This window comes from Micromonospora sp. SD12, from assembly GCF_052068495.1.
GTDB lineage: Bacteria > Actinomycetota > Actinomycetes > Mycobacteriales > Micromonosporaceae > Micromonospora > Micromonospora echinofusca.
The window spans coordinates 87548-113101 of sequence record NZ_JBQHDF010000012.1 but is presented as its reverse complement, the minus strand read 5'-3'; the positions used below and the strand labels follow the sequence as shown (position 1 = coordinate 113101).

Sequence of the window (25554 nt, the reverse complement as noted above, 5' to 3'; positions counted from 1 at the left end):
TGATCGCTGCTGCGACGACGGGTCAACACAAGGAGTGCGCGGTCCATGGCTGACGAGGCGAAGCTTCTCGACTACCTCAAGCGGGTCACCGCTGACCTGCACCAGGTGCGCCAGCGCCTGCGCGAGGTGGAGGCCGGTGAACAGGAACCGGTCGCCATCGTCTCCATGAGCTGCCGCTTCCCCGGCGGCGTGCGGTCGCCCGAGGACCTGTGGGAGGTGGTCGCGTCCGGTCGGGACGTGGTCTCCGACTTCCCGGAGGACCGCGGCTGGGACCTCGGGTCGCTCTACGACAGCGACCCCGAGCAGAGCGGTACGTCGTACACGCGGCAGGGCGGCTTCGTCCACGACCTGGCCGACTTCGACCCGGGCTTCTTCGCGATCTCCCCCCGGGAGGCGCTGGCGATGGACCCGCAGCAGCGCTGGCTGCTGGAGACCTCGTGGGAGGCCCTGGAGCGGGCCGGCATCGACCCGCACTCGCTGCGCGGCAGCCGCACCGGCGTCTTCGCCGGCAGCACCGGCCAGGACTACGGCACCGTGCTGATGGGCGCCGCGCAGGGCCTCGAGGGGCACCTGATGACCGGCAACGCCGGCAGCGTGGTCTCCGGCCGCATCGCCTACACCTTCGGGCTGGAGGGGCCGGCCGTCACCATCGACACCGCCTGCTCGTCCTCCCTGGTCGCCCTGCACCTCGCGGGCCAGGCGCTGCGGCAGCGGGAGTGCACCCTGGCCATCGTCGCCGGGGTCACCGCCATGTGCACCCCGGCCGCCTTCGTCGAGTTCTCCCGGCAGCGCGGCCTGGCCGCCGACGGCCGGTGCAAGGCGTTCGCCGCCGCCGCCGACGGGACCGGCTGGTCCGAGGGCGTCGGCGTCCTGGTGCTGGAACGGCTGTCGGACGCGCAGCGCAACGGCCACCCCATCCTCGCCGTGGTGCGGGGCAGCGCGGTGAACCAGGACGGTGCCTCCAACGGCCTGAGCGCCCCGAACGGGCCGTCGCAGCAGCGGGTGATCCAGCAGGCGCTGGCCAACGCCGGCCTCGCCGCCGGTGGCGTGGACGTCGTGGAGGCGCACGGCACCGGCACCCGGCTCGGCGACCCGATCGAGGCGCAGGCGCTGCTGGCCACGTACGGGCAGGACCGGGGCAACTCGGCGCCGCTGCTGCTCGGCTCGGTCAAGTCGAACATCGGCCACGCGCAGGCCGCCGCCGGGGTCGCCGGCGTCATCAAGATGGTCATGGCGATGCGGCACGGACTCGTACCGCCCACCCTGCACGTCGACGAGCCGACCCCCGAGGTCGACTGGTCGGCCGGCGAGGTCTCGCTGGTGACCGAGGCGACGCCGTGGCCGGCGGTGGACCGGCCGCGCCGTTCGGCGGTCTCCTCGTTCGGGGTGTCCGGCACCAACGCGCACACCATCCTGGAGCAGGCCCCGGCACCGCAGCAGCCCGCGTCGGCCGCCGCGCCGGTGGTCGAGCGGCCGGTCGTGCCGGTGCCGGTGTCGGCCCGGGACGCCGCCGGCCTCGCCGCGCAGGCGGGCCGCTGGGCCGCCCGGATCGCCGCCGACGACACCCTGCGCCCCCTGGACGTGGCGTTCTCGTCGGTCACCTCCCGCTCCACCCTGGACCACCGGGCCGTGGTCTCCGCGACCGGCCGCGACGACCTGCTGGCCGGGCTGCGCGCCCTCGCCGCCGGGGAGCCGTCCGGCGCGGTCGTCACGGGCCAGGCCGGCGGCCGGGGATCGCTGGCGGTGCTCTTCTCCGGCCAGGGCGCGCAGCGCGCCGGCATGGGCCGGGAGCTGTACGCCGAGTTCCCGGTCTTCGCCGCCGCGCTCGACGAGGTGTGCGTGTACCTGGACGCGCTGCTGCCGCGCCCGCTGAAGGAGGTGCTGTTCGCTCCCGAGGGTTCCGCCGAGGCGGAGCTGCTGGACCAGACCGCGTTCACCCAGGCCGGGCTGTTCGCCGTCGAGGTGGCGCTGTTCCGCCTCGTGGAGTCCTTCGGGATCACACCGGACTTCGTGGGCGGCCACTCCATCGGCGAGGTCACCGCCGCGCACGTGGCGGGGGTGCTGTCCCTGGCGGACGCGGCGGCGCTGGTCGCGGCGCGGGGCCGGCTGATGCAGGCGCTGCCCACCGGCGGTGGGATGCTGGCCGTCGCGGCGGCCGAGGCCGACGTCCTCGCCACGCTCGACGGGCTGGTCGACGTGGGGATCGCGGCGGTGAACGGGCCGACCTCGGTGGTCGTCTCGGGTGCCGTGGACGTGCTGGACGAAGTGGAGCGGCTCTGGAAGGACCGGGGCGCGCGCACCCGCCGGCTCACGGTCAGCCACGCGTTCCACAGCCCGCTGATGGAGCCGATGCTCGCCGACTTCCGGGCCGTCCTCGACGGGCTGACGTTCGCCGCGCCGACGCTGCCGATCGTGTCGAACGTGACCGGCGCGCTCGCCGACGCCGACGAGATCCGCACCGCCGACTACTGGGTGCGCCACGTCCGGCAGGCCGTCCGCTTCGCCGACGGGGTCGCCGCGCTGCGCGCCGCCGGGGCGGACACGTTCCTGGAGGTCGGGCCGCAGAGCGTACTGACCGCGATGGCGGCGGACATCCTGCCCGGTGACGACGGCGTGCTGGCCGTCGCCGTGCAGCGCAAGGACCGGCCCGCCGTGCACGGGCTGCTGGCCGGGCTGGCCGAGCTGCACGCGCACGGGGTGGCCGTCGACTGGCAGCCGTGGTTCGCCGACACCGGCGCCCGGCGGGTGGACCTGCCCACGTACGCCTTCCAGCACCAGCGCTACTGGCCCGAGGCGGGCGCCGGGTGGACCGGCGACGTCACCGCGTTCGGCCTGCGGCCCGCGCAACACCCCCTGCTCGGGGCCGCCGTCGGCGTCGCGCACGCCGAGGGCTTCCTGTTCACCGGACGGCTGGCCCGGCGTACCCACCCGTGGATCTCCGACCACGTCGTCTTCGACACCGTGCTGCTGCCCGGCACGGGCTTCGTGGAACTCGCCCTCCAGGCGGGCGCACACGTCGGCGCGGACCACGTCCGCGAACTCACCCTGGAGTCGCCGCTGATCCTGCCGGAGACCGGGGGCGTCGACATCCAGCTCTGGATCGGCCCGGCGGACGAGACCGGCTGCCGGTCCGTGTCGCTGCACTCCGCCCAGGACGGCGAGCCGACCGAGGGCGAGCGGGCCTGGACCCGCAACGCCAGCGGCGTGCTGGCCAGCGGCCCTGCCGCCCCGAGCGGCCCGGTCGGCTGGTCCGACCTGACCACCTGGCCGCCGCCCGGCGCGACCGAGGTCGGCACCGACGACCTGTACCTCAACCTCGCCGCCCAGGGCTACGACTACGGCCCGTCGTTCATCGCCCTGCGCTCCGCGTGGCGGCGCGGCGACGACCTCTTCGCCGAGCTGGCGCTGCCCGAGGCCCCCGCCGCCGAAGCCGGCGGGTACGGCCTGCACCCGGCCCTGCTCGACGCCGCGCTGCACACCCTCGGCCTGACCACGCCGGCCGGTGAGCCCTCCGGGGCCGACATGCCCCCGGGGTACGGCCGGCTGCCGTTCTCCTGGAACGACGTCGCCCTGCACGGCGCCGGCGCCGCGGCGGCCCGCGTCCGGGTGTCGCACACCGGCCCCGACAGCATCTCGCTGCTGCTCACCGACGTCACCGGCGCGCCGGTCATCTCCGTCGGCTCCCTCGTCCTGCGGCCGGTCTCCGCCGACCAGCTCCGCACCGCCTCCGGCGGCGGCACCGAGTCGCTGTTCCGGGTCGAGTGGGCGCCGCTCGCGCTGCCCGCCGGCCCGGCCACCGTCGACTGGGCGGTGCTCGGTGACGCGGCGGCGCTCACCGACGCGGTCGCCGCCACCGGCACGGCCGTGACGGCGTACGCCGACCTGACCGCCCTGGCCACGGCCATGGACGACGGGACGGACGCACCCGGCGTGCTCGTCGTGCCGTTCCTCGACCCGCCCACGTCGGCGGACGTGCCCCGGGCCGTCGCCGAGGTGACCCACCGCGCGCTCGCCGTGCTCCAGCAGTTCCTCGCCGACGACCGCTACACGGCCTCCCGGCTGGTGGTGCTGACCTCAGGCGCGGTCGCCACCGAATGGGACACCGACCTGACCGACCTGGCCGGCGCCGCCGTGATCGGCCTGCTCCGCTCCGCCCAGTCGGAGAACCCCGACCGGTTCGTGCTGGTCGACGTCGACGACATCGCCGGCTGCGCCGCCGCGCTCGTCCCGGCCGTCGCCACCGACGAGCCGCAGGTCGTGATCCGCGCGGGCGTCGCCGCCGGCGCCCGGCTCACCCGGGTACCCGCCCCGAGCGAGCCGCCGGCCGCCCCGTTCGACTCCGACGGCACCGTCCTGATCACCGGCGCCACCGGCACCCTCGGCCAGCTCATGAGCCGGCACCTCGTGGACACGTACGGCGTCCGACACCTGATCCTCACCAGCCGGCGCGGCCGCGCCGCCGGGGGCGTCGCGGAGCTCTGCGCCGAGTTGGAGGCGCTCGGCGTGAGCGTCACCGTCGCCGCCTGCGACGTCGCCGACCGCGCCGCCGTGGCCGAACTGCTGGCCGGCATCCCGGCGGAGCACCCCCTCACCGCCGTCATCCACGCCGCCGGCGTCCGCGACGACGGCGTCATCTCCTCGCTCACCCCCGAGCGGATGGACGGCGTGCTGCGGCCCAAGGTCGACGCCGCGTGGCACCTGCACGAGCTGACCGCCGACCTCGGCCTGAAGGCGTTCGTCTCGTACTCCTCGCTCGCCGCCACCGCCGGCGGCCCGGGCCAGGGCAACTACGCCGCCGCCAACGCGTTCCTCGACGGGCTGGCCCAGCACCGCAAGGCGCGCGGCCTCGCCGCCCTCACCCTCGCCTGGGGCCTCTGGGCCGACCGCAGCGGCATGACCACCGAGCTGGACGACGTCCACCTCAACCGGATCTCCCGCTCCGGCGTCGCCGCGATGGAGGCCGAGGAGGGGCTCGCCCTCTTCGACGCGGCCTGCCGCACCACCGACGCCGCGCTCGTCCCGGCCCGGCTGGACCTCGCCGCGATGAAGGTGCAGTTCGCCGGCGGGAGCATCCCGCCGCTGTACCGGGCGCTGATCCGCATGCCCGCCCGCGCCGCCGCGGCCACCACCGGCGCGTCGCTCGTGCAGCAGCTCGCCGGGCTCGGCGACGCCGAGCGGGCCGCCGCGCTGGTCGAGATCGTCCGGGGCCAGGCCGCCGCCGTGCTCGGCTACCCCGACCCGGCGGCCATCGAGCCGCGCCGGGCGTTCAGCGAGTTCGGCTTCGACTCGCTCACCGCCGTCGAGATGCGCAACCGGCTCAACAACGCCTTCGGGATGCGGCTGCCGGCCACCCTCGTCTTCGACTACCCGACCCCGCACGACCTGGCGGCCTTCCTGGGTACGGAGATCGCCGGCACCCCGGTCCCCGTGCGACCCACGACGACCGCCGTGCCGGTCGGCGACGACGAGCCCCTCGCGATCATCGGCATGGCCTGCCGGCTGCCCGGCGGCGTGTGGTCGCCCGACGACCTGTGGCGGCTGGTGGTCGACGGCGTCGACGCGATCAGCGACCTGCCGACCGACCGGGGCTGGGACCTCGACAGCCTCTACAGCCCCGACCCCGACGCCCCCGGCACCTTCTACGCCCGCGGCGGCGGCTTCCTCAGCGGCGTGGACAAGTTCGACCCCGGCTTCTTCGGCATCTCGCCCCGCGAGGCCCTGGCCATGGACCCGCAGCAGCGGCTGCTGCTGGAGACCACCTGGGAGTCCTTCGAGTCCGCCGGCATCGACCCGACCGACGTACGGGGCAGCAGCACCGGCGTCTTCGTCGGCACCAGCGGCCAGGACTACGGCTCGCTGCTCGCGTACTCGCCGGAGGCCGCCGAGGGCTACATGCTGACCGGGATGACCAGCAGCGTCATCTCCGGGCGGGTGGCGTACACGTTCGGGCTGGAGGGGCCGGCGGTGTCGCTGGACACCGCCTGCTCGTCGTCGCTGGTCGCGCTGCACTGGGCCGGTCAGGCGCTGCGGCGCGGCGAGTGCGACATGGCCCTCGCCGGCGGCGTCATGGTGATGGCCACCCCGACCGCGTTCGTCGAGTTCTCCCGGCAGCGCGGCCTTGCGGCCGACGGCCGGTGCAAGTCCTTCGCCGCGTCCGCCGACGGCACCGGCTGGTCCGAGGGCGTCGGCATGCTGCTCGTGCAGCGGCTCTCCGACGCCCGCCGGCAGGGCCGCACCGTGTACGCGGTGGTGCGCGGCTCCGCGATCAACCAGGACGGCGCCTCCAACGGCCTGACCGCCCCGAACGGCCCCTCGCAGCAGCGGGTGATCCGGCAGGCCCTCGCGTCGGCCCGCCTGACCACCGCCGACGTGGACGTGGTCGAGGCGCACGGCACCGGCACGACGCTGGGCGACCCGATCGAGGCGCAGGCCCTGCTCGCCACGTACGGGCGGGAGCGGCCCGCCGACCGGCCCCTGCTGCTCGGCTCGATCAAGTCGAACATCGGCCACGCCCAGGCCGCCGCCGGTGTGGCCGGCGTGATCAAGATGGTGCAGGCCATCCGGCACGGCCTCGTCCCGGCGACGCTGCACGTGGACGAGCCGTCCCCGCACATCGACTGGACCTCCGGCGCGGTCGAACTGGCCACGGAGTCGCGGCCCTGGCCGGCCGTGGACCGGCCGCGTCGGGCGGCGGTGTCGTCGTTCGGCATCTCCGGCACCAACGCCCACGTGATCATCGAGCAGGCAGACGAGCCGCAGGCCGTGGCCCCCGCCGAGCAGGGCCCCGGGCTCGTGGCCTCCGACGTCGTGGCCTGGCCGCTGTCGGGACGGTCGAAGGGCGCCCTGACCGGCCAGGCGGCCCGCCTGGCGGAGTACGTGCGCGAGCACGGCGAGGTGGACGCGGCGGCGGTGGGCTGGTCCCTCGCGGCCACCCGGTCGACGTTCGACCATCGCGCCGCCGTGATCGGTTCGAGCGCGGAGGAGTTGCTGGCGGGGCTGGACGCGCTGGCGTCCGGGTCGCCGGCCGGCAACGTCGTCGCGGCGGCGGCTTCGTCGCATGGCGCGGGTGCGGTGTTCGTGTTCCCGGGTCAGGGTGCGCAGTCGGCGCGGATGGCGGCCGGTCTGGTCGGTCGTACGCCGGTGTTCGACGCGCGCCTGGCGGAGTGCCAGCGGGCTCTGGCCCCGTACCTCGATGTCGACCTCGTGTCGGTGTTGACCGGCGACGACGAGTCGTGGCTCGATCGGGTCGAGGTCGTGCAGCCGGTGCTGTGGGCCGTGGGCATGGCCCTCGCCGCGGTGTGGCAGCACGCGGGTGTGACTCCGGCTGCGGTGGTCGGTCACTCGCAGGGCGAGATCGGCGCGGCGTGTGTGGCCGGGATCCTGAGCATCGAGGACGCGGCGAAGGCCGTGGCCCTGCGCTCGCGGGCGCTGACCGTGCTGCGGGGCACGGGGACGATGGCGTCGGTGGACCTGTCGGCCGAGGCGGTGGCCGGGCGGCTGTCGGCGTTCCCGGGTGTCGGGGTGGCGGCGGTGAACGGCCCGTCGACGGTGGTGGTGTCGGGTCCGCCGCAGCCGGTCGCGGATCTGGTGGAGGCGTGTCAGGCCGACGGGGTGCGGGCGCGGTTGATCCCGGTGGACTACGCGTCGCACTCGGCGGCCGTGCAGGACGTCGCGGAGCAGTTGCGCGCTGACCTGGCCGATGTGACCCCCCAGGCCGGTCACACCCGGCTCGTCTCGACGTTGACCGGTGACTGGGTGGACCCGTCCTCGATGACGGCGGACTACTGGTACGAGAACCTGCGGCAGACGGTGCAGTTCGACGCGGCTGTCCGCGTTGCGATCGCCGCCGGGCACACGACGTTCGTGGAGATCTCCCCGCATCCGGTGTTGACGATGCCGGTGACGGCGATCCTCGACGACGCGGGCGCCACCGGGCACAAGCTGGGTAGCCTGCGGCGTGGTGACGACGACGCGACGCGGCTGCTGACGAACCTCGCCACCGCCCACGCGATCGGCCTGCCCGTCGACCTGACGGCCGTGCTGACCCGGACCGACGCCGTGGCGCTGCCCACGTACGCCTTCGACCACCAGCGGTACTGGGTCGAGCCGCCGGTCCACCGGGCGCAGGACGTCAGCTCCGCCGGCCTCCAGGACGCCGGACACCCGCTGCTCAGCGCCACGCTGACCTTCCCCGACAGCGAGCGGATGGTCTTCACCGGGCGGCTGTCGGTGCGTACCCACCCGTGGCTCGGCGAGCACCGGGTGATGGACAACATCCTGCTGCCCGGCACCGCCTTCGTCGAGCTGGCCACGTACGCCGGCGAGCAGGCCGGCTGCCCGACGGTGGAGGAGCTGACCCTGCTCGCCCCGCTCGTCCTGCCCGAACTCGGCGCGCTCCAGGTGCAGCTGATGGTCGGCGACCGGGACGACGACGGGCGGCGCAGCGTCCAGCTCTACTCCCGGCCCTACCGGGACGGCTCCGACGAGATCCTGGCCGACGTCGCCTGGACCTGCCACGCCACCGGTCTGCTCGGCCCGCAGCCGGCCGACGCCGCACCCGCCTTCGACCTGGGGGTGTGGCCGCCGCCCGGCGCGACGCGCGTCGAGGCCGACGACTTCTACTCCGGCATCGAGGCCACCGTCTTCGGGTACGGCCCGGCCTTCCGCGGCCTGCGCGCCGCGTGGACCCGCGACGACGAGGTCTTCGCCGAGGTCGAGCTGCCCGCCGACCACCACGCCGAGGCCGGCCGCTTCGGCGTGCACCCGGCGCTGCTGGACGGCGCGTTGCAGGCCATGTCGATCGGCGGCTTCCTCGGCCGGATGGGCGACGGCGCCGACGCCAGCGTGCCCCGCCTGCCGTTCGCCTGGACCGGGGTCTCGCTGCTCGCCGCCGGGGCCACCGCCCTGCGCGTCCGCGTCGCGGCGGCCGGCGAGGTCGGCGTCTCCTTCCAGGTGGCCGACGCCACCGGCGCCCCGGTGCTGCACGTCGACTCGCTGATCATGCGCCGGGTCTCCGGCGACTCGCTCGGCGCGGCCCGCTCCGGCCGGCACGAGTCGCTGTTCCAGGTGGACTGGCCGGTGCTGCCAGTGCCCACCGGCCCCGTACCGGCGGCCACCCGCTGGGTGGCGCTCGGCGACGACCTGGCCCTCAGCGCCGCCTGCGAGGCGGCCGGCGCCCGGGTGCGTACCGACGTCGGCCTCGACTCGCTGGGCGACCTGCTCGCCGGGGGTGAGCCGGCGCCCGAGGCGGTGATCGTCCCCGTCGGCGACGTCGGGGACCCGACGGACCCGGCGTTGGCCGGGCAGGCGCGGGCCACCACGCACCGTACCCTCGCCGCGTTGCGGACCTGGCTCGCCGACGACCGGTTCGCCGACTCGCGGCTGGTGCTGGTCACCCGCGACGCGGTCGCGGCGGGCGAGCAGCAGACGGTCAACCTTCGCCAGGCTCCGGTCTGGGGTCTGCTGCGCACCGCGCAGCTCGAACACCCGGGCCGGTGCCAGCTCGTCGACCTCGACGACACCCCGGACAGCGCCGCCGCGCTGGCCGCCGCCGTCGCCTCCGGCGAGCCGCAGCTCGCCGTGCGAGCCGGGCAGGTCCGCACGCCACGGCTCGGGCGGGTCCCGGCCGGGGTGGAGCCGCTGCCGGGCGGCATCGACCCGGACGGCACCGTGCTGATCACCGGCGGGACGGGCGTGCTGGGCCGCATCCTGGCCCGCCACCTCGCCACCACCCACGGCGTACGGCACCTGCTGCTGGCCGGGCGGCGCGGCGCGGCGGCCGAGGGGATCGACGACCTGGTCACCGAACTCGCCGGCGCCGGTACGGAGGTGACCGTCGCGGCCTGCGACGCCGCCGACCCCGACGCCCTGTCGGCGCTGCTGGCCGGGGTGCCCGCCGCGCACCCGCTCACCGCCGTGGTGCACGCCGCCGGCGTCCTCGACGACGGCGTGCTGGAGTCGATGACCCCCGAGCGGGTGGACGCGGTCGCCGTACCCAAGATCGACGCGGCGTGGCACCTGCACCGCCTCACGGCCGACGCGGACCTCGCGGCCTTCGTCCTGTTCTCCTCGGCGGCGGCCACCCTGGGCAGCGCGGGCCAGTCCAACTACGCGGCGTCGAACGCCTTCCTCGACGCCCTCGCGGCGCACCGCCGGGCCCGTGGGCTCGCCGGCATCTCGCTCGCGTGGGGCCTGTGGGAGCAGGCCAGCGGCATGACCGGCCACCTCGGCGACGACGACGTGCGGCGGATGGCCGAGCAGGGCGCCGCCGGTCTCGCCACCGAGCAGGCGCTGAACCTCTTCGACGCCGCGTGGCGGCTCGACGCGGCGGCCGTCGTACCGATGCGCCTGGACGTCGGGACGCTGCGCGGGCAGGCGGAGGCCGGCACCCTCGCGCCCATGCTCCGGGCCCTGGTCCGGGTGCCGCTGCGGCGCTCCGTCGACGCCACCGGCGCCCGCTCCGGCGGGGTGCAGCTCAGCCAGCGACTCGCCGGCCTGGCCGGCCCGGAGCGGCTCAAGGTGGTGCTCGACGTGGTACGGGCGAACATCGCCGCCGTCCTCGGCCACGCCGGCGCCGACGCCGTCGACCCGAACCGGCTCTTCACCGACCTGGGCTTCGACTCGCTCACCGCCGTCGACCTGCGCAACCGGCTCAACGGCCTGTCCGGGCTGCGGCTGCCGGCGACGCTGGTCTTCGACTACCCGACGCCGACGGCGCTCGCCGAGAAGCTGACCAGCGAGATCGCCGCCGACGCGGCGCCCTCCACGCAACCGCTCTTCCAGGGCATCGACACGGTGGAGAGCCTGCTCAACAGCATCCCGCTCGACCCGGCGGCCCGGGCCCGGTTCACCGCCCGCATGCAGGACCTGCTCGCCAAGGCGTCCGACCTGGCGGCCGGGCCCGCCGCCGAGCCGGACCGGCCCGACCTCGACTCGGCCAGCGACGACGAGATCTTCGACTTCATCAGCAAAGAGTTTGGAATCTCCTGAGATGACCAACCTTCGAATCGAGGCAGGGGCCACCCGATGAGCGACGACAAGCTGCGGTACTTCCTCAAGCGGGTGACCGCCGACCTGCACGACACCAAGCGCAAGCTGCAGACCGTCGAGGCCCGGGATCAGGAGCCGCTGGCCATCGTCTCCATGAGCTGCCGCTTCCCCGGTGGGGTCCGGTCGCCGGAGGACCTGTGGGAGCTCGTCGCCGACGGCCGGGACGCGCTCACCGAGTTCCCCGACGACCGGGGGTGGGACCTGGAGGCGCTCTACGACCCCGACCCCAACAAGCCGGGCAAGAGCTACACCCGCATCGGCGGGTTCCTCGACGGCGCCGGTGACTTCGACCCGTCCCTCTTCGGCATTTCCCCGCGTGAGGCCCTCGCCATGGACCCGCAGCAGCGGCTGCTGCTGGAGACGTCCTGGGAGGCCGTCGAGCGGGCCGGCATCGACCCGCTGTCGCTGCGCGGCAGCTCCACCGGTGTCTTCGTCGGGCTGAGCACGTCCAACTACGGCATGGGTCTGCCGAACGTGCCCGAGGGCGTCGACATGTACATCGGCACCGGCAACACCACAAGCGTCGCGTCCGGCCGGATCTCGTTCACCCTCGGCCTCAACGGCCCGGCCGTCACCGTGGACACCGCCTGCTCCTCCTCGCTGGTGGCCCTGCACCTCGCCGTGAACGCGCTGCGTCGCGGCGAGTGCGACCTGGCCATCGCCGGCGGCGTCACCGTCATGGTCACCCCGGGCGTGTTCGTCGTCTTCTCCCGGCAGCGCGGCATGTCCGTCGACGGCCGGTGCAGGGCCTTCGCCGCCGGCGCGGACGGCACCGGCTGGGGCGAGGGCGGCGGCGTGCTCGTCGTGGAGCGGCTGGCCGACGCCGAGCGCAACGGCCACCCGATCCTCGCCGTGATCCGGGGCAGCGCCCTCAACCAGGACGGCGCGTCCAACGGGCTCACCGCCCCGAACGGCCCCTCCCAGCAGCGGGTCATCCGGCAGGCCCTCGCCAACGCCCGGCTCGGCACCGCCGACGTCGACATGGTCGAGGCGCACGGCACCGGCACCACCCTGGGCGACCCCATCGAGGCGCAGGCGCTCATCGCCACGTACGGGCAGGACCGGCCGGCCGACCGGCCGCTGTGGCTGGGCTCGGTGAAGTCGAACATCGGCCACACCCAGAGCGCCGCCGGCGTCGCCGGGCTGGTCAAGATGGTGATGGCGCTGCGCAACGGCGTCATGCCGGAGACCCTGCACGTCGACGAGCCCTCCCCGCACGTGGACTGGACCGCCGGGGCCGTGTCCCTGCTCACCGAGTCCAAGCCGTGGCCGGAACTGGACCGCCCCCGCCGCGGCGGTGTCTCCTCCTTCGGCGTCAGCGGCACCAACGCCCACGTGATCCTGGAGGAGTACCGGCCGCGCGTCGCCGACCCGGTCGCCGTCGACGGCGAGGAGGCCGTCGAGGCCACCGCCGTCGAGCCCGCGCGACGGCCCGGCCTGGTCGCCTCCGACGTCACCCTCTGGCCGGTGTCGGCCCGGTCGAAGACCGCCCTCGCCGGGCAGGCCGCCCGGCTCGCGCGGCACGTGCGCGAGCACGGCGACCTCGCCCCGGCGGCGGTCGGCTGGTCGCTGGCCACCACCCGCTCGACGTTCGACCACCGCGCCGCCGTCGTCGCCTCGACCGCCGACGAGCTGCTCGCCGGGCTGGACGCCCTCGCCGCCGGCCAGCCGGCCGGCAACCTCGTCACCGGTACGGTCACCAGCGCCGGCACCGGCCCCGTCTTCGTGTTCCCCGGCCAGGGCGCCCAGTCGGCGCGGATGGCGGCCGGCCTGGTGGGTCGTACGCCGGTGTTCGACGCGAAGCTGGCGGAGTGCCAGCGGGCCCTCGCCCCGTACCTCGACGTCGACCTGGTGTCGGTGCTCACCGGCGACGACGAGTCGTGGCTGGAGCGGGTCGAGGTCGTGCAGCCGGTCCTGTGGGCCGTCGGCATCGCCCTCGCGGCCGTGTGGCGCGCGGCGGGCGTCGTCCCGGACGCGGTCGTCGGCCACTCGCAGGGCGAGATCGGCGCCGCCTGCGTGGCCGGCATCCTCACCCTGGAGGACGCCGCCCGGACGGTGGCGCTGCGCTCCCGTGCGCTCGCCGTGCTGCGCGGCACCGGCACGATGGCGTCGGTGGACCTGCCGGCCGACGCGGTCACCGAGCGGCTGCCGGCCTTCCCGGGCGTCGGGGTGGCGGCCGTCAACGGCCCGTCCACCGTCGTGGTCTCCGGCCCGCCGCAGCCCGTGGCCGACCTCGTCGCGGCGTGCCAGGCCGAGGGCCTGCGCGCCCGGCTCATCCCCGTCGACTACGCCTCCCACTCCGAGGCCGTGCAGCAGGTCGCCGAGCAGCTCCGCGCGGACCTGGCCGACGTCACCCCCCGGGCCGGCCACACCCGGCTCGTCTCCACCCTGACCGGGGACTGGGTCGACCCCGCCGCGATGACCGCCGACTACTGGTACGACAACCTGCGCCGGACCGTGCGGTTCGACGCGGCCGTGCGCACGGCGATCGCCGCCGGGCACACCACCTTCGTGGAGATCAGCCCCCACCCGGTGCTGACGATGCCGGTCACGGCGATCCTCGACGACAGCGGCGTCACCGGCCACACCCTGGGCAGCCTGCGCCGCGGCGACGACGACCCGACGCGCCTGCTGACCAACCTCGCCACCGCGCACGCCATCGGCCTGCCCGTCGACCTGGCGGACGTCCTCGCCGAGACCGACGTCGCGCCGCTGCCCACGTACGCCTTCGACCACCAGCGGTTCTGGCTCGACGGCAGTGGCGGCCCCGACCTGGAGAGCCTGCTCTCCGGCGCCGGCGACCCCAGCGACGCGAGCTTCTGGGCGGCCGTGGAACGCGGCGACGTCACCGCCCTCGCCGAGACCATCGCCACCGACGAGACCCCGGCGCACGAGGTCCTCGACGCGCTGCTGCCGGCCCTGCCGCTGCTCACCTCCTGGCGGCGGCAGCGGCGCCGGCAGTCCGACATCGACAGCTGGCGCTACCAGGACACCTGGAAGCCCCTGACCGGCGTCGCCAACCGGGGCATGAGCGGCACCTGGGTCGTGGTCATGCCGACCGGCGACATCATCGAGCCCTGGCAGGACGCCTGCGTCGAGGCGTTCACGGCCGCCGGCGCGACGCTGGTCCCGGTCGCCGTCTCCACCCCCGACGTCGACCGCGACCAGTTCGGCAAGCTGCTCCAGGAGGCGCTCGCCGCCGCACCGGGCGGCGACGCCGCCGCCCCCGAGGTGACCGGCGTGGTCTCGCTGCTCGCCTTCGACGAGCTGGCCCACCCGCTGCACCCGTCCGTGCCCGGCGGATTCGCCGCCACCGTCGCGCTCTTCCAGGCCCTCGGCGACATCGGCCTGCGCGCCCCCATGTGGAGCGTCACCTCCGGCGCGGCCTCCGTCGGCATGGCCGACCTGCTGCGCTCCCCGGTGCAGTCGCTGGTCTGGGGCTTCGGCCGGGTCGCCGCGCTGGAGCACCCGCAGCGCTGGGGCGGTCTCGTGGACCTGCCCGAGGCCGTCGAGGACCGCTGCGCCGACCTGCTGGTCGCGGCCCTCACCACCGCCGGGGAGGAGGACCAGATCGCGGTACGCCCCAGCGGTCTGCTCGCCCGCCGGCTCACCCGGGTCCCGCTCGGCGACAGCCAGCCCGCCAACCCGTGGCAACCGTACGGCACGGCGCTGGTCACCGGCGGCACCGGCGCGCTCGGTGGGCACGCCGCCCGCTGGCTGGCCCGCAGCGGCGTGGAGAACATCGTCGTCGTCAGCCGGCGGGGCATGGCCGCGCCGGGCGCGCAGCAGCTCGTCGACGACCTCACCGAGCTGGGCGCCCAGGCCACCGTCGTCGAGTGCGACGCCTCCGACCGCGACGCGCTGGCCGACCTGATCGACGCGATCCCCGCCGAGTACCCGCTCACCGCCGTCGTGCACGCCTCCGCCGTGCTCGACGACGCCATGATCAACGACATCCGGCCGGAGCAGATCGAGCGCGTGCTCCAGGCCAAGGTCGACGTCGCGTACAACCTGCACGAGCTGACCCTCGACCACGAGCTGTCGGCGTTCATCATGTTCTCGTCCTTCGCCGGCAGCGTGGCCAGCTCCGGCGTCGGCAACTACGCCCCGAGCAACGCGTTCCTCGACGCGCTGGCCCAGCACCGGCGCGGCCTCGGCCTGACCGCCACCAGCGTCGCCTGGGGGGCGTGGGCCGGCGGCGGCATGGCCGACGGGCCGCTCGGCGAGCTGCTGCACCGCCACGGCGTACCCGAGATGACCCCCGACGCGGCCATCGCCGCGCTGCACCAGGCCGTCGACCACGGCGAGGCGTTCCTCACCATCGCCGACATCGCCTGGGAGCGGTTCTCCGTCGCCTTCACCGCCACCCGGCCCGGCCCGCTGATCAGTGACCTGCCGGACGTGCGGCGGCTCGCCACGGCCGAGAAGGTCGCCAGCGTGGAGGCCGGCGACGGCCCGGAGTCGTTGCAGGAGCGGCTCGCCGGGCTGCCCGCCGCCGAGCGGCTCGCCGTGCTGCTCGGCCTGGTCCGCAGCCAGGTCGCCGCCGTGCTCAACTACCCGTCCGCCGAGTCGGTGGACGAGCACCGGGCGTTCCGGGAGCTGGGCTTCGACTCCGTCACCGCCGTCGAGCTGCGCAACCGGCTCGGCTCGGCCACCGGCGTGGCCCTCCCGGTCACCCTGGTCTTCGACTACCCGACCCCGACGACCCTGGCGGAGTACCTGTTCGCCGAGGTCGCCCACGACGACGTGGTCACCCCGACCGCCCTCCTCGACGATCTGGACCGGATCGCCGACAGCCTCGACGTGGTGGCGCGCGACGAGGCCGCCCGGGTGCGGGCCACCGTACGCCTCCAGGCGATGCTCTCCCGGCTCGCCCAGGACAGCGGTGGCGCCGACATCGGCCGGCACCTCGACGACGCCACCGACGACGAACTGTTCGCGATGGTGGACAAGGACCTCGGCATCTCCTGACCTCCAGCTCCAGCTCTCTCCCGTCCCTTTCGAGGAAGCGGCACTCCGATGGCCAATGAAGACAAGCTCCGCGACTACCTCAAGCGGGTCATGGCTGATCTCCACGACACCCGCCGCCGGCTCAGTGAGGCACAGTCCCAGGAACTGGAGCCGGTGGCGATCGTGGCGATGAGCTGCCGGTTGCCGGGCGGGGTGCGCAACCCCGACGACCTGTGGGAGCTGCTGCGCGACGGCCGGGACGCCGTCACCCCCTTCCCCGACGACCGGGGCTGGGACCTGGAGCGCCTCTACCACCCCGACCCCGACAACCCGGGCACCTCGTACGCCCGGGAGGGCGGGTTCATCGACGGGGCCGGGGACTTCGACTCCGCCTTCTTCGGCATCTCGCCCCGTGAGGCGTTGACGATGGACCCGCAGCAGCGACTGCTGCTGGAGACGTCCTGGGAGGCGGTCGAGGCCGCCGGCATCGACCCCGCCTCGCTGCGCGGCAGCCGGACCGGGGTGTTCGTCGGCACCAACGGGCAGGACTACGGCACCCTGCTGATGATGTCGCCGGACGGCGACGAGGGGCACTCGATGACCGGGGGCGCGGCGGCCGTCGCGTCGGGCCGGGTGTCGTACGCCCTCGGGCTGGAGGGGCCAGCCGTCTCCATCGACACGGCCTGCTCGTCGTCGCTGGTGGCGCTGCACCTCGCGGTGCAGGCGCTGCGGGCGGGGGAGTGCGACCTGGCGCTGGCCGGCGGGGTGACCGTGATGGCCACCCCGGGCCTCTACATCGGATCCAGCCGGCAGCGCGCCCTCTCCCCGGACGGGCGGTGCCGGTCGTTCGCCGCCGCCGCCGACGGCGCCGGGTTCTCCGAGGGCGTCGGCTGGCTGCTGGTCGAGCGGCTGTCGGACGCCCGCCGCAACGGCCACCGCGTCCTCGCGGTGGTCCGCGGCACCGCCGTCAACCAGGACGGCGCGTCGAACGGGTTGACCGCCCCGAACGGGCCGGCGCAGCAGCGGGTGATCAGCCAGGCCCTGGCCTCCGCCCGGCTCGCCACCGCCGACGTGGACGTCGTGGAGGCGCACGGCACCGGCACCAAGCTGGGCGACCCGATCGAGGCGCAGGCGCTCATCGCCACGTACGGGCAGGACCGGGGGGAGGCGCCGCCGCTGCTGCTCGGCTCGGTGAAGTCGAACATCGGCCACGCCCAGGCCGCCGCGGGCGTGGCCGGCGTGATCAAGCTGGTGCTCGCCATCCGGCACGGCCTCGTGCCGGCGACGCTGCACGTCGACGCGCCGTCCCCGCACATCGACTGGACGGCCGGCGCGGTGGAACTGGTCACCGAGGCACGGCCGTGGCCCGAGACCGGCCGGGTACGGCGCGGCGCCGTCTCCTCGTTCGGCATCTCCGGCACCAACGCCCACGTGATCATCGAGCAGCCGGCCGAGCCGGCCGAGGAACGCCCGTCCGGCTCGGCCCCCGGCCTGGTCGCCGCCGACGCGCTCCTGTGGCCGGTGTCGGCCCGGTCGAAGGCCGCCCTGGCCGGGCAGGCCGCCCGGCTCGCGTCGTACCTGCGTGAGCGGGCGGGCACGGACCCGGCGGCGGTGGGCTGGTCCCTGGCGGCCACCCGCTCCACGTTCGACCACCGCGCCGCCGTGGTCGCCTCGACCGCCGAGGAGCTGCTGTCCGGGCTGGACGCGGTCGCGGCCGGGCTGCCGGCCGGGAACGTGGTCACCGCCGTGGCGTCGAGCCCCGGCGCGGGCCCCGTGTTCGTCTTCCCGGGCCAGGGCGCCCAGTCGGCGCGGATGGCGGCCGGCCTGGTCGGTCGTACGCCGGTGTTCGACGCGAAGCTGGCCGAGTGCCAGCGGGCCCTGGCCCCGTACCTGGACGTCGACCTGGTGTCGGTGTTGACCGGCGACGACGAGTCGTGGTTGGCGCGGGTCGAGGTCGTGCAGCCGGTGCTGTGGGCCGTGGGCATGGCCCTCGCCGCGGTGTGGCAGCACGCGGGTGTGACTCCGGCTGCGGTGGTTGGTCACTCGCAGGGCGAGATCGGCGCGGCGTGTGTGGCCGGGATCCTGTCCCTGGAGGACGCGGCGAAGGCCGTGGCCCTGCGCTCGCGTGCCCTGACGGTGCTGCGGGGCACCGGCACCATGGCGTCGGTGGACCTCTCCGCCGAGGCGGTCGCCGAGCGGCTGCCGGCCTTCCCGGGCGTCGGGGTGGCGGCCGTCAACGGCCCGTCCACCGTCGTGGTCTCCGGCCCGCCGCAGCACGTCGCCGACCTGGTGCAGGCGTGCCAGGCCGAGGGGATCCGCGCCCGGCTGATCCCCGTCGACTACGCGTCGCACTCGCCCGCCGTGCAGGAGGTCGCCGAGCAGCTCCGCGCGGACCTGGCCGACGTCACCCCGCAGGCCGGCCACACCCGGCTCGTCTCCACCCTGACCGGGGACTGGGTCGACCCCACCGCCATGGGCGCGGACTACTGGTACGACAACCTGCGGCAGACCGTGCAGTTCGACGCCGCCGTGCGGGTGGCCGTCGCCGCCGGGCACACCACGTTCATCGAGATCAGCCCGCATCCGGTGCTGACGATGCCGGTCACGGCGATCCTCGACGACACCGGCGTCACCGGCCACACCCTGGGCAGCCTGCGCCGCGACGACGACGACCCGACGCGGCTGCTGACCAACCTCGCCACCGCGCACGCCATCGGCCTGCCCGTCGACCTGACGAAGGTGCTTCCCGCCGCGCCCGCCGTCGACCTGCCCACGTACGCCTTCGACCACCACCGGTACTGGCCCGCGCCGCCGGTCTTCCTCGCCGCGCCCGACGGCGAGCCCGACATCGACCGGTGGCGCTACCGGGTCACCTGGCAGGCCGTGCCCGACCTGCCGCTGACCTGGCTCGGCGGCACCTGGCTCGTCCCGGTGCCCGCGGCGCTGGGCGACGACCCCCTGGTCACCGACGTGCTGTCGGCACTCGGCAACTTCGGCGCGGACGTCGTACCCGTGCGGCTGGACGCCACCGACGACCCGGCGGCGCTGGCCGACGCGCTGGGCGCCGCGCTCGCCGGCCCGGACGCCCCCGTCGCCGTGCTCTCGCTGCTGGGCCTGGACGAACGCGCGCACCCGGAGCATCCGGCGACCTCGCTGGCCGTCTCGGGCACCGCCCTGCTGGTGCAGGCGCTCGGCGCGCTCGGCGTCGAGGCGCCGCTGTGGTGCGCGACCCGCGGGGCCGTCGCGGTCGGCCCCGACGACCCGGCGCCGCGCCCCGTCGCCGCCTCCGTCTGGGGGCTCGGCCGGGCCGTCGCCCTGGAGCACCCCGGCCGCTGGGGCGGTCTGCTCGACCTGCCGGACGTCCTCGACGCGCAGGCCGGCGCGCTGCTCTGCGCGGCGCTCGGCGCCAGCGGCGGCGAGGACCCGTTCGGCGACGGCGACGACGCGGACCAGTCCGGCGGCGAGGACCAGCTCGCCGTCCGCGACTCCGGGGTGTACGTGCGCCGACTCGCCCGGATCACCGAACCCGAGCCGGCAGCCTCCGGGGACGCCTGGCGGATGCGCGGCACCGTGCTGATCACCGGCGGCACCGGCGGGCTGGGCGGGCACCTGGCCCGGTGGGCGGCCCGCTCAGGCGCCGCGCACGTCCTGCTGGCCAGCCGCCGGGGCCCGGACGCCCCCGGCGCCGCCGAGCTGGAGGCGGAGCTGACCGACCTCGGCGTACGGGTCACCGTGGCCCGCTGCGACGTCGCCGACCGGGCGCAGGTGGCCGACCTGCTCGCCGCCGCCCCCGCCGACGCCCCGGTGACCGCCGTGCTGCACACCGCCGCCGTCCTCGACGACGGGATCGTCGACACCGCCACCGCGCAGCGCCTGCACACCGTCGCCGCGCCGAAGTGCGCCGGCGCGCTGCACCTCGACGAGCTGACCCGGGACCTCGACCTGGACGCCTTCGTGCTCTTCTCCTCGGTCGCCGGCACCACCGGCAACGCCGGGCAGGGCGCGTACGGGGCGGCGAACGCGTTCCTCGACGCCCTCGCCGAACGGCGCCGGGCTGAGGGCCGACCCGCCCTCTCCGTGGCCTGGGGCGCCTGGCGCGGTGCCGGCCTGCCCGCCGACAACGAGCGCGCCCAGCAGCGGCTGCGCCGGGGCGGCATGGTCGGCATGGACCCGGACCTGGCCGTCGAGGCCCTCGCCCGGGCGCTGCGGCGCGACGAGACCACCACCGTCATCGCCGACATCGACTGGGCCCGGTTCGCCCCCGCGTTCACCCTGGTCCGGCCCAGCCCGCTGCTCGGCGACCTCGCCGAGGTACGCGAGGCGACGCGCCCCGCCCCGCTGGAGGCCGCCGAGGAGGAGCCGGACGTACCGTCGGCCCTGGCGCGGCGGCTCGCCGGGCTCGCCCCGGCGGAGCGCGCCGCGACGCTGCTGGAGCTGGTCCGCCAGTGCGCGGCCACCGCGCTCGGCTACGGCGCCGCCGACGACATCCCGGCCACCCTGCCCTTCCGCGACCTCGGCCTGGACTCGCTGACCGCCGTGGACATGCGCAACTTCCTGGCCGCCGCCACCGACCTGCGGCTGCCCGCGACGCTCGCCTTCGACTACCCGAACCCGACGGTGCTCGCCGCGCACCTCGACGAACTGCTCACCGGCGCCGCCCCGGACGTGGCCACCCCCGCCCCGGCCGCCCCGGCCGACGACGACGAGCCGATCGCCATCGTGGCGATGAGCTGCCGCCTGCCCGGCGGGGCGGACACCCCGGAGCAGCTGTGGCAGCTCCTCGCCGGCGGCGGCGACGCGATCGGCGAGTTCCCCACCGACCGGGGCTGGGACCTCGACCGGCTCTTCGACTCCGACCCGGAGAAGGAGGGCACCAGCTACGCCCGCGAGGGCGGCTTCGTCACCGGGGCCGCCGACTTCGACGCCACCTTCTTCGGCATCAGCCCCCGCGAGGCCCTGGCCATGGACCCGCAGCAGCGGCTGCTGCTGGAGGCGTCCTGGGAGGCCATCGAGCGGGCCGGGATCGACCCGCACGCGCTGCGCGGCAGCCCCACCGGCGTCTTCGTCGGCACCAACTACCAGGACTACCGCAACCTGATGTTCAGCGCCGAGGGCGCCGAGGGGCACCTGATGACCGGCAACGCCGGCAGCGTGCTCTCCGGCCGGGTGTCGTACACCCTCGGGCTGGAGGGGCCCGCCGTCTCGGTGGACACCGCCTGCTCGTCGTCGCTGGTCGCGCTGCACTGGGCCTGCCAGGCGCTGCGCCGCTCGGAGTGCTCCCTCGCCCTCGTCGGCGGCGTCACCGTCATGTCCACCCCCGGGGTGTTCGTCGGCTTCAGCCGGCAGCGGGGGCTCGCCCCGGACAGCCGGGTCAAGGCGTTCGCCTCCGCCGCCGACGGCACCAGCTGGGGCGAGGGCCTCGGCCTGCTGCTCGTCGAGCGGCTCTCCGACGCCCGCCGCAACGGCCACCCCGTGCTCGCCGTGATCCGGGGCAGCGCCGTCAACCAGGACGGCGCGTCCAACGGGCTCACCGCGCCGAACGGGCCGTCGCAGCAGCGGGTGATCCGGCAGGCGCTCGCCAACGCCGGGCTCACCCCGGCCGACGTGGACGCCGTCGAGGCGCACGGCACCGGCACGAAGCTCGGCGACCCGATCGAGGCGCAGGCCCTGCTCGCCACGTACGGCCAGCGGCCCGCCGACCAGCCGCTCTGGCTCGGTTCGATCAAGTCCAACATCGGGCACACGCAGGCCGCCGCCGGGGTCGCCGGGATCATCAAGATGGTGCTGGCGCTGCGGCACGGCTACCTGCCGCAGACCCTGCACGTCGACGAGCCGACCGACCAGGTGGACTGGTCCGTCGGCGCGGTCGAGCTGCTCGACGAGGGCCGCCCGTGGCCCGTCACCGACCACCCGCGCCGCGCGGCCGTCTCCTCGTTCGGCATCAGCGGCACCAACGCGCACACCATCCTGGAGCAGGCCCCGGAGCCGTCCGTCGTCGAGCAGCCCACGGGCGACCCGGCCCTGCTGCCGGTGGTGCCGGTGCTGCTGTCGGGCCGCACCGGTGCCGCGCTGGCCGCCCAGGCGCAGCGCTGGGCCGAGCAGCTCACCGGGCTGGAGGCGCCGCGTACGGTCGACGTCGGCTGGTCGTCGGCGGTCTCCCGGGCCACCCTGGAACACCGCGCCGTCGTGCTGGCCACCGACCGGATCGCGCTGGGCGCCGGGCTGCGCGCCCTCGGCGCCGGCGAGGACTCGCCGCTGGTGGTCACCGGCGTGGCCGCGTCCCGGCCGAAGGTGGCGTACCTCTTCTCGGGGCAGGGCGCCCAGCGGGCCGGGATGGGTCGCGAGCTGGCGGAGGCGTTCCCGGTCTTCGCCGCCGCCCTGGACGAGGCCTGTGCCGCCCTCGACGCGCACCTGCCCCGCCCGCTGAAGCCGCTGCTCTTCGCCGAGCCCGACACCCCCGAGGCCGAGGCGCTGGACCGCACCGAGTTCACCCAGCCGGCGCTCTTCGCCGTGGAGGTGGCGCTGTTCCGGCTGCTGGAGGCGTGGGGCGTGCGCCCCGACGCCGTCGCCGGGCACTCCATCGGCGAGTTCGCCGCGGCGCACGCCGCCGGGGTGCTCTCCCTGGCCGACGCCGCCGAACTGGTCGCCGCCCGGGGCCGGCTGATGCAGGCGCTGCCGGCCGGCGGGGCGATGCTCGCCATCGCCGCCACCGAGGCCGAGGTGACCGCCACGCTCGCCGACCGCGCCGAGCGGGTCTCCGTCGCCGCCGTCAACGGTCCCGCCGCCGTCGTGGTGTCCGGGGCCGGCGACGCCGTCGAGGAACTGGCCGCCGAGTGGACCGCCCGGGGCGTACGGATCCGGCGGCTCACGGTCAGCCACGCGTTCCACAGCCCGCTGATGGATCCGGTGCTCGACGACCTCGCCGCCGTCGCCGGACGGCTGCGCTACGCGCCCCCGACCATCCCGATGATCTCCACCGTCACCGGCGCGCCGGTCGACGTGGCGGAGATCGGCACGCCCGACTACTGGGTGCGCCACGCCCGCGACGCCGTACGCTTCGCCGACGCCGTCACGGCGTTGCGGGAGCGCAACGTCACCGGCTACGTCGAGATCGGTCCGGACGGGGTGCTCACCGCCCTCGCCCAGGCCGTCCTCGCCGAGGACGCCCCGGCCGGCGGGCGGCCCCCGCTGGTCGTGCCGGCCCTGCGCCGGGACCGTGCCGAGCCGACCACCCTGCTGCGGGCGGTCGCCGCGCTGCACACCCACGGCGTCTCCCCGGACTGGTCCGCCCTCTACGCGGGCACCGGCGCGCAGCGGGTCGACCTGCCCACCTACACCTTCGACCGGCAGCGCTACTGGCCGGAGCCGCCGCCGTGGGCCAACCTGGCCGCCGAAAACGAGCACACCGAGGTCGAGCGCCGCTTCTGGGCGGCCGTCGAGGCCGAGGACCTCGAGTCGCTGGCCCGTGACCTGGACGTGCACCGCGACCAGCCGTTCGGCACCGTGCTGCCCGCCCTGTCCGCGTGGCGGCGGCGCGGCCGGGAGCGGGCCCTCGTGGACGGCAGCCGGTACCGGGTCGTCTGGGAGCCCGTCGCGGAGACCCCGCAGGAGCAGGACCCCGGCCGCTGGCTGGTGCTGCTGCCCGCCGACCGGGCGGACGACCCCGACCTGAACTCCTGCACCTGGGCGCTGGGCGCCGAGGTCAGCATCGTGCCCGTGGACACCGCCGCCGACCCCGACGAGCTGTGCGGCGGATTCGCCGACGTGCTCACCGAGGCGCTCGGCGCGGGCGAGGGGCCGCTGTCGATCCTGTCCTTCCTCGGCCTGGACGACACACCGCACGCCGAGCATCCGGCGCTGCCCCGCGGCCTCGCCGCGACCGTGCACCTGCTCCAGCAGCTCGTCGACCTCGACGCCCCGGCCCGGCTGTGGTGCGCCACCCAGGGTGCCGTCGGAACCGGCGACGGCGACGTCCCCGCCAACCCCCGGCAGGCGATGCTGTGGGGCCTGGGCCGGGTGGCCGCGCTGGAGCAGCCCACCCGCTGGGCCGGGCTGGTCGACCTGCCCACCGACCTCGAACCGTGGACGGCGATGCGACTCGGCGGCCTCCTCACCGGCGGCGGCGTCGAGGACCAGCTCGCCGTCCGCGACTCCGGGGTGCTGGTGCGGCGGCTCGTCCCGGCGGTCACCGAATCAGAGCCCGCGCCGTGGCAGCCCCGTGGCACGGTGCTGATCACCGGCGGCACCGGCGCGCTCGGCGGGCACGTGGCCCGCTGGGTGGCCGCCGCCGGCGCGCAACGCGTGGTGCTGACCAGCCGGCGGGGCACCGACACCCCGGGCGCCGCCGAGCTGCTCGCCGAGCTGACCGGCCTCGGCGTGGACTGCCGGGTCGCCCGCTGCGACGCCGCCGACCGCGCCGCTGTGGCCGAACTCCTGACCGACCTGCGGCGGGAGGGGCCGCCGCTGCGCGCGGTGGTGCACGCCGCGGGGGTCAGCGAGGTGGTGCCGCTGTCCGACACCACCCTGGAGGACCTGGCGTACGTCATCGCCCCGAAGCTCTCCGGCGCCGAGCACCTCGACGAGCTGCTCGACGACACCGAGCTGGACGCGTTCGTGCTCTTCTCGTCCATCTCGGCGGTGTGGGGCAGCGGCGGGCAGGGCGCGTACGCGGCCGGCAACGCCTACCTGGACGCGCTCGCCGAGCGGCGGCGCGGCCGGGGCCTGCCGGCCACGTCCGTCGCGTGGGGCCCGTGGACCGAGTCGGGCATGTACACCGAGGGCGCGGCGGAGCAACTGCGCCGCCGCGGCCTGCGGGTGATGCCGCCGGGCGTGGCGATGGCCGGACTGCGCCACGCCCTGGCCGCCGACGACACCTGCGTCACCGTCGCCGACGTCGACTGGGCCACCTTCCAGCCGCTGTTCACCTCGCTGCGGCCCAGCCCGCTGCTGGCGGAGCTGCCGGCCGTACGCGAGCTGGACGCCGCCCCCGCCCAGACGCCGGACGCGTCCGCGCCGGTCGCCCGGGACCTGCTCGCCGGGTTGCGGGCGCTGCCCAGCGACGAACGACGGGCCGCGCTGCTGGAGATGGTGCGGGTCGACGCGGCGAAGGTGCTCGGCCACCCCTCCGGCGACGCGATCGAGACCGACCGGGGCTTCCTGGACCTCGGCTTCGACTCGCTCACCGCCGTGGAGCTGCGTAACCTGCTCACCGCGGCGACGGGGCACGACCTGCCCACCACGGTCGTCTTCGACTACCCGACCCCGGCCGGCCTGGCCGACCACCTGTACGAGGAGCTCTTCGCCGACGGCGACGCGGACGTCGGCGACGGCGACGAGGAGTCGGTCCGCCGGGCCCTCGCCGCGATCCCGCTGGACGAGCTGCGTCAGGCGGGCCTGCTCGACCAGCTGCTCCAGCTGGCCCGCACGAGCGCCGGCCCGTCGGCCGTGGCGCCCGCCGCCCCGGCCGCGTCGCCCGCGCCCGAGGCCCAGATCCGCGAACTCGACGTCGCCGGCCTGGTCCGGATGGCCCTGGAAGGCTCCGACTCGTGACCCGGC

General features: G+C 75.7%; 3 protein-coding genes. All 3 read left to right on the top strand.

The genetic code is table 11. The features are described from left to right. The first annotated feature begins 45 nt into the window (after window positions 1-45). Genes ACTMS2_RS21485 through ACTMS2_RS21475 form a run of 3 tightly spaced genes read left to right on the top strand, consistent with a single transcriptional unit; the run spans window position 46 to window position 25548 of the window. Window positions 46-10989, top strand: a complete 10944-nt coding sequence (locus tag ACTMS2_RS21485; RefSeq protein WP_441176994.1) for an SDR family NAD(P)-dependent oxidoreductase — start codon at window positions 46-48, stop codon at window positions 10987-10989. Between the two features lie 36 nt (window positions 10990-11025). Beyond that, window positions 11026-16020: a type I polyketide synthase gene (locus ACTMS2_RS21480; RefSeq protein WP_441176993.1), complete on the top strand. Its 4995-nt coding sequence runs from the start codon at window positions 11026-11028 to the stop codon at window positions 16018-16020. Window positions 16021-16068: 48 nt separating this feature from the next. Further along, window positions 16069-25548 (top strand): type I polyketide synthase, encoded by a 9480-nt coding sequence (locus ACTMS2_RS21475; protein ID WP_441176992.1) that lies wholly within the window; start codon window positions 16069-16071, stop codon window positions 25546-25548. Window positions 25549-25554: the final 6 nt, after the last annotated feature.

Bases quoted from the DNA above. Each gene is read 5' to 3' on its own strand.
- ACTMS2_RS21475 (WP_441176992.1), top strand. From the start codon at position 16,069: ATGGCCAATGAAGACAAGCTCCGCGACTACCTCAAGCGGGTCATGGCT.
- ACTMS2_RS21485 (WP_441176994.1), top strand. From the start codon at position 46: ATGGCTGACGAGGCGAAGCTTCTCGACTACCTCAAGCGGGTCACCGCT.
- ACTMS2_RS21480 (WP_441176993.1), top strand. From the start codon at position 11,026: ATGAGCGACGACAAGCTGCGGTACTTCCTCAAGCGGGTGACCGCCGAC.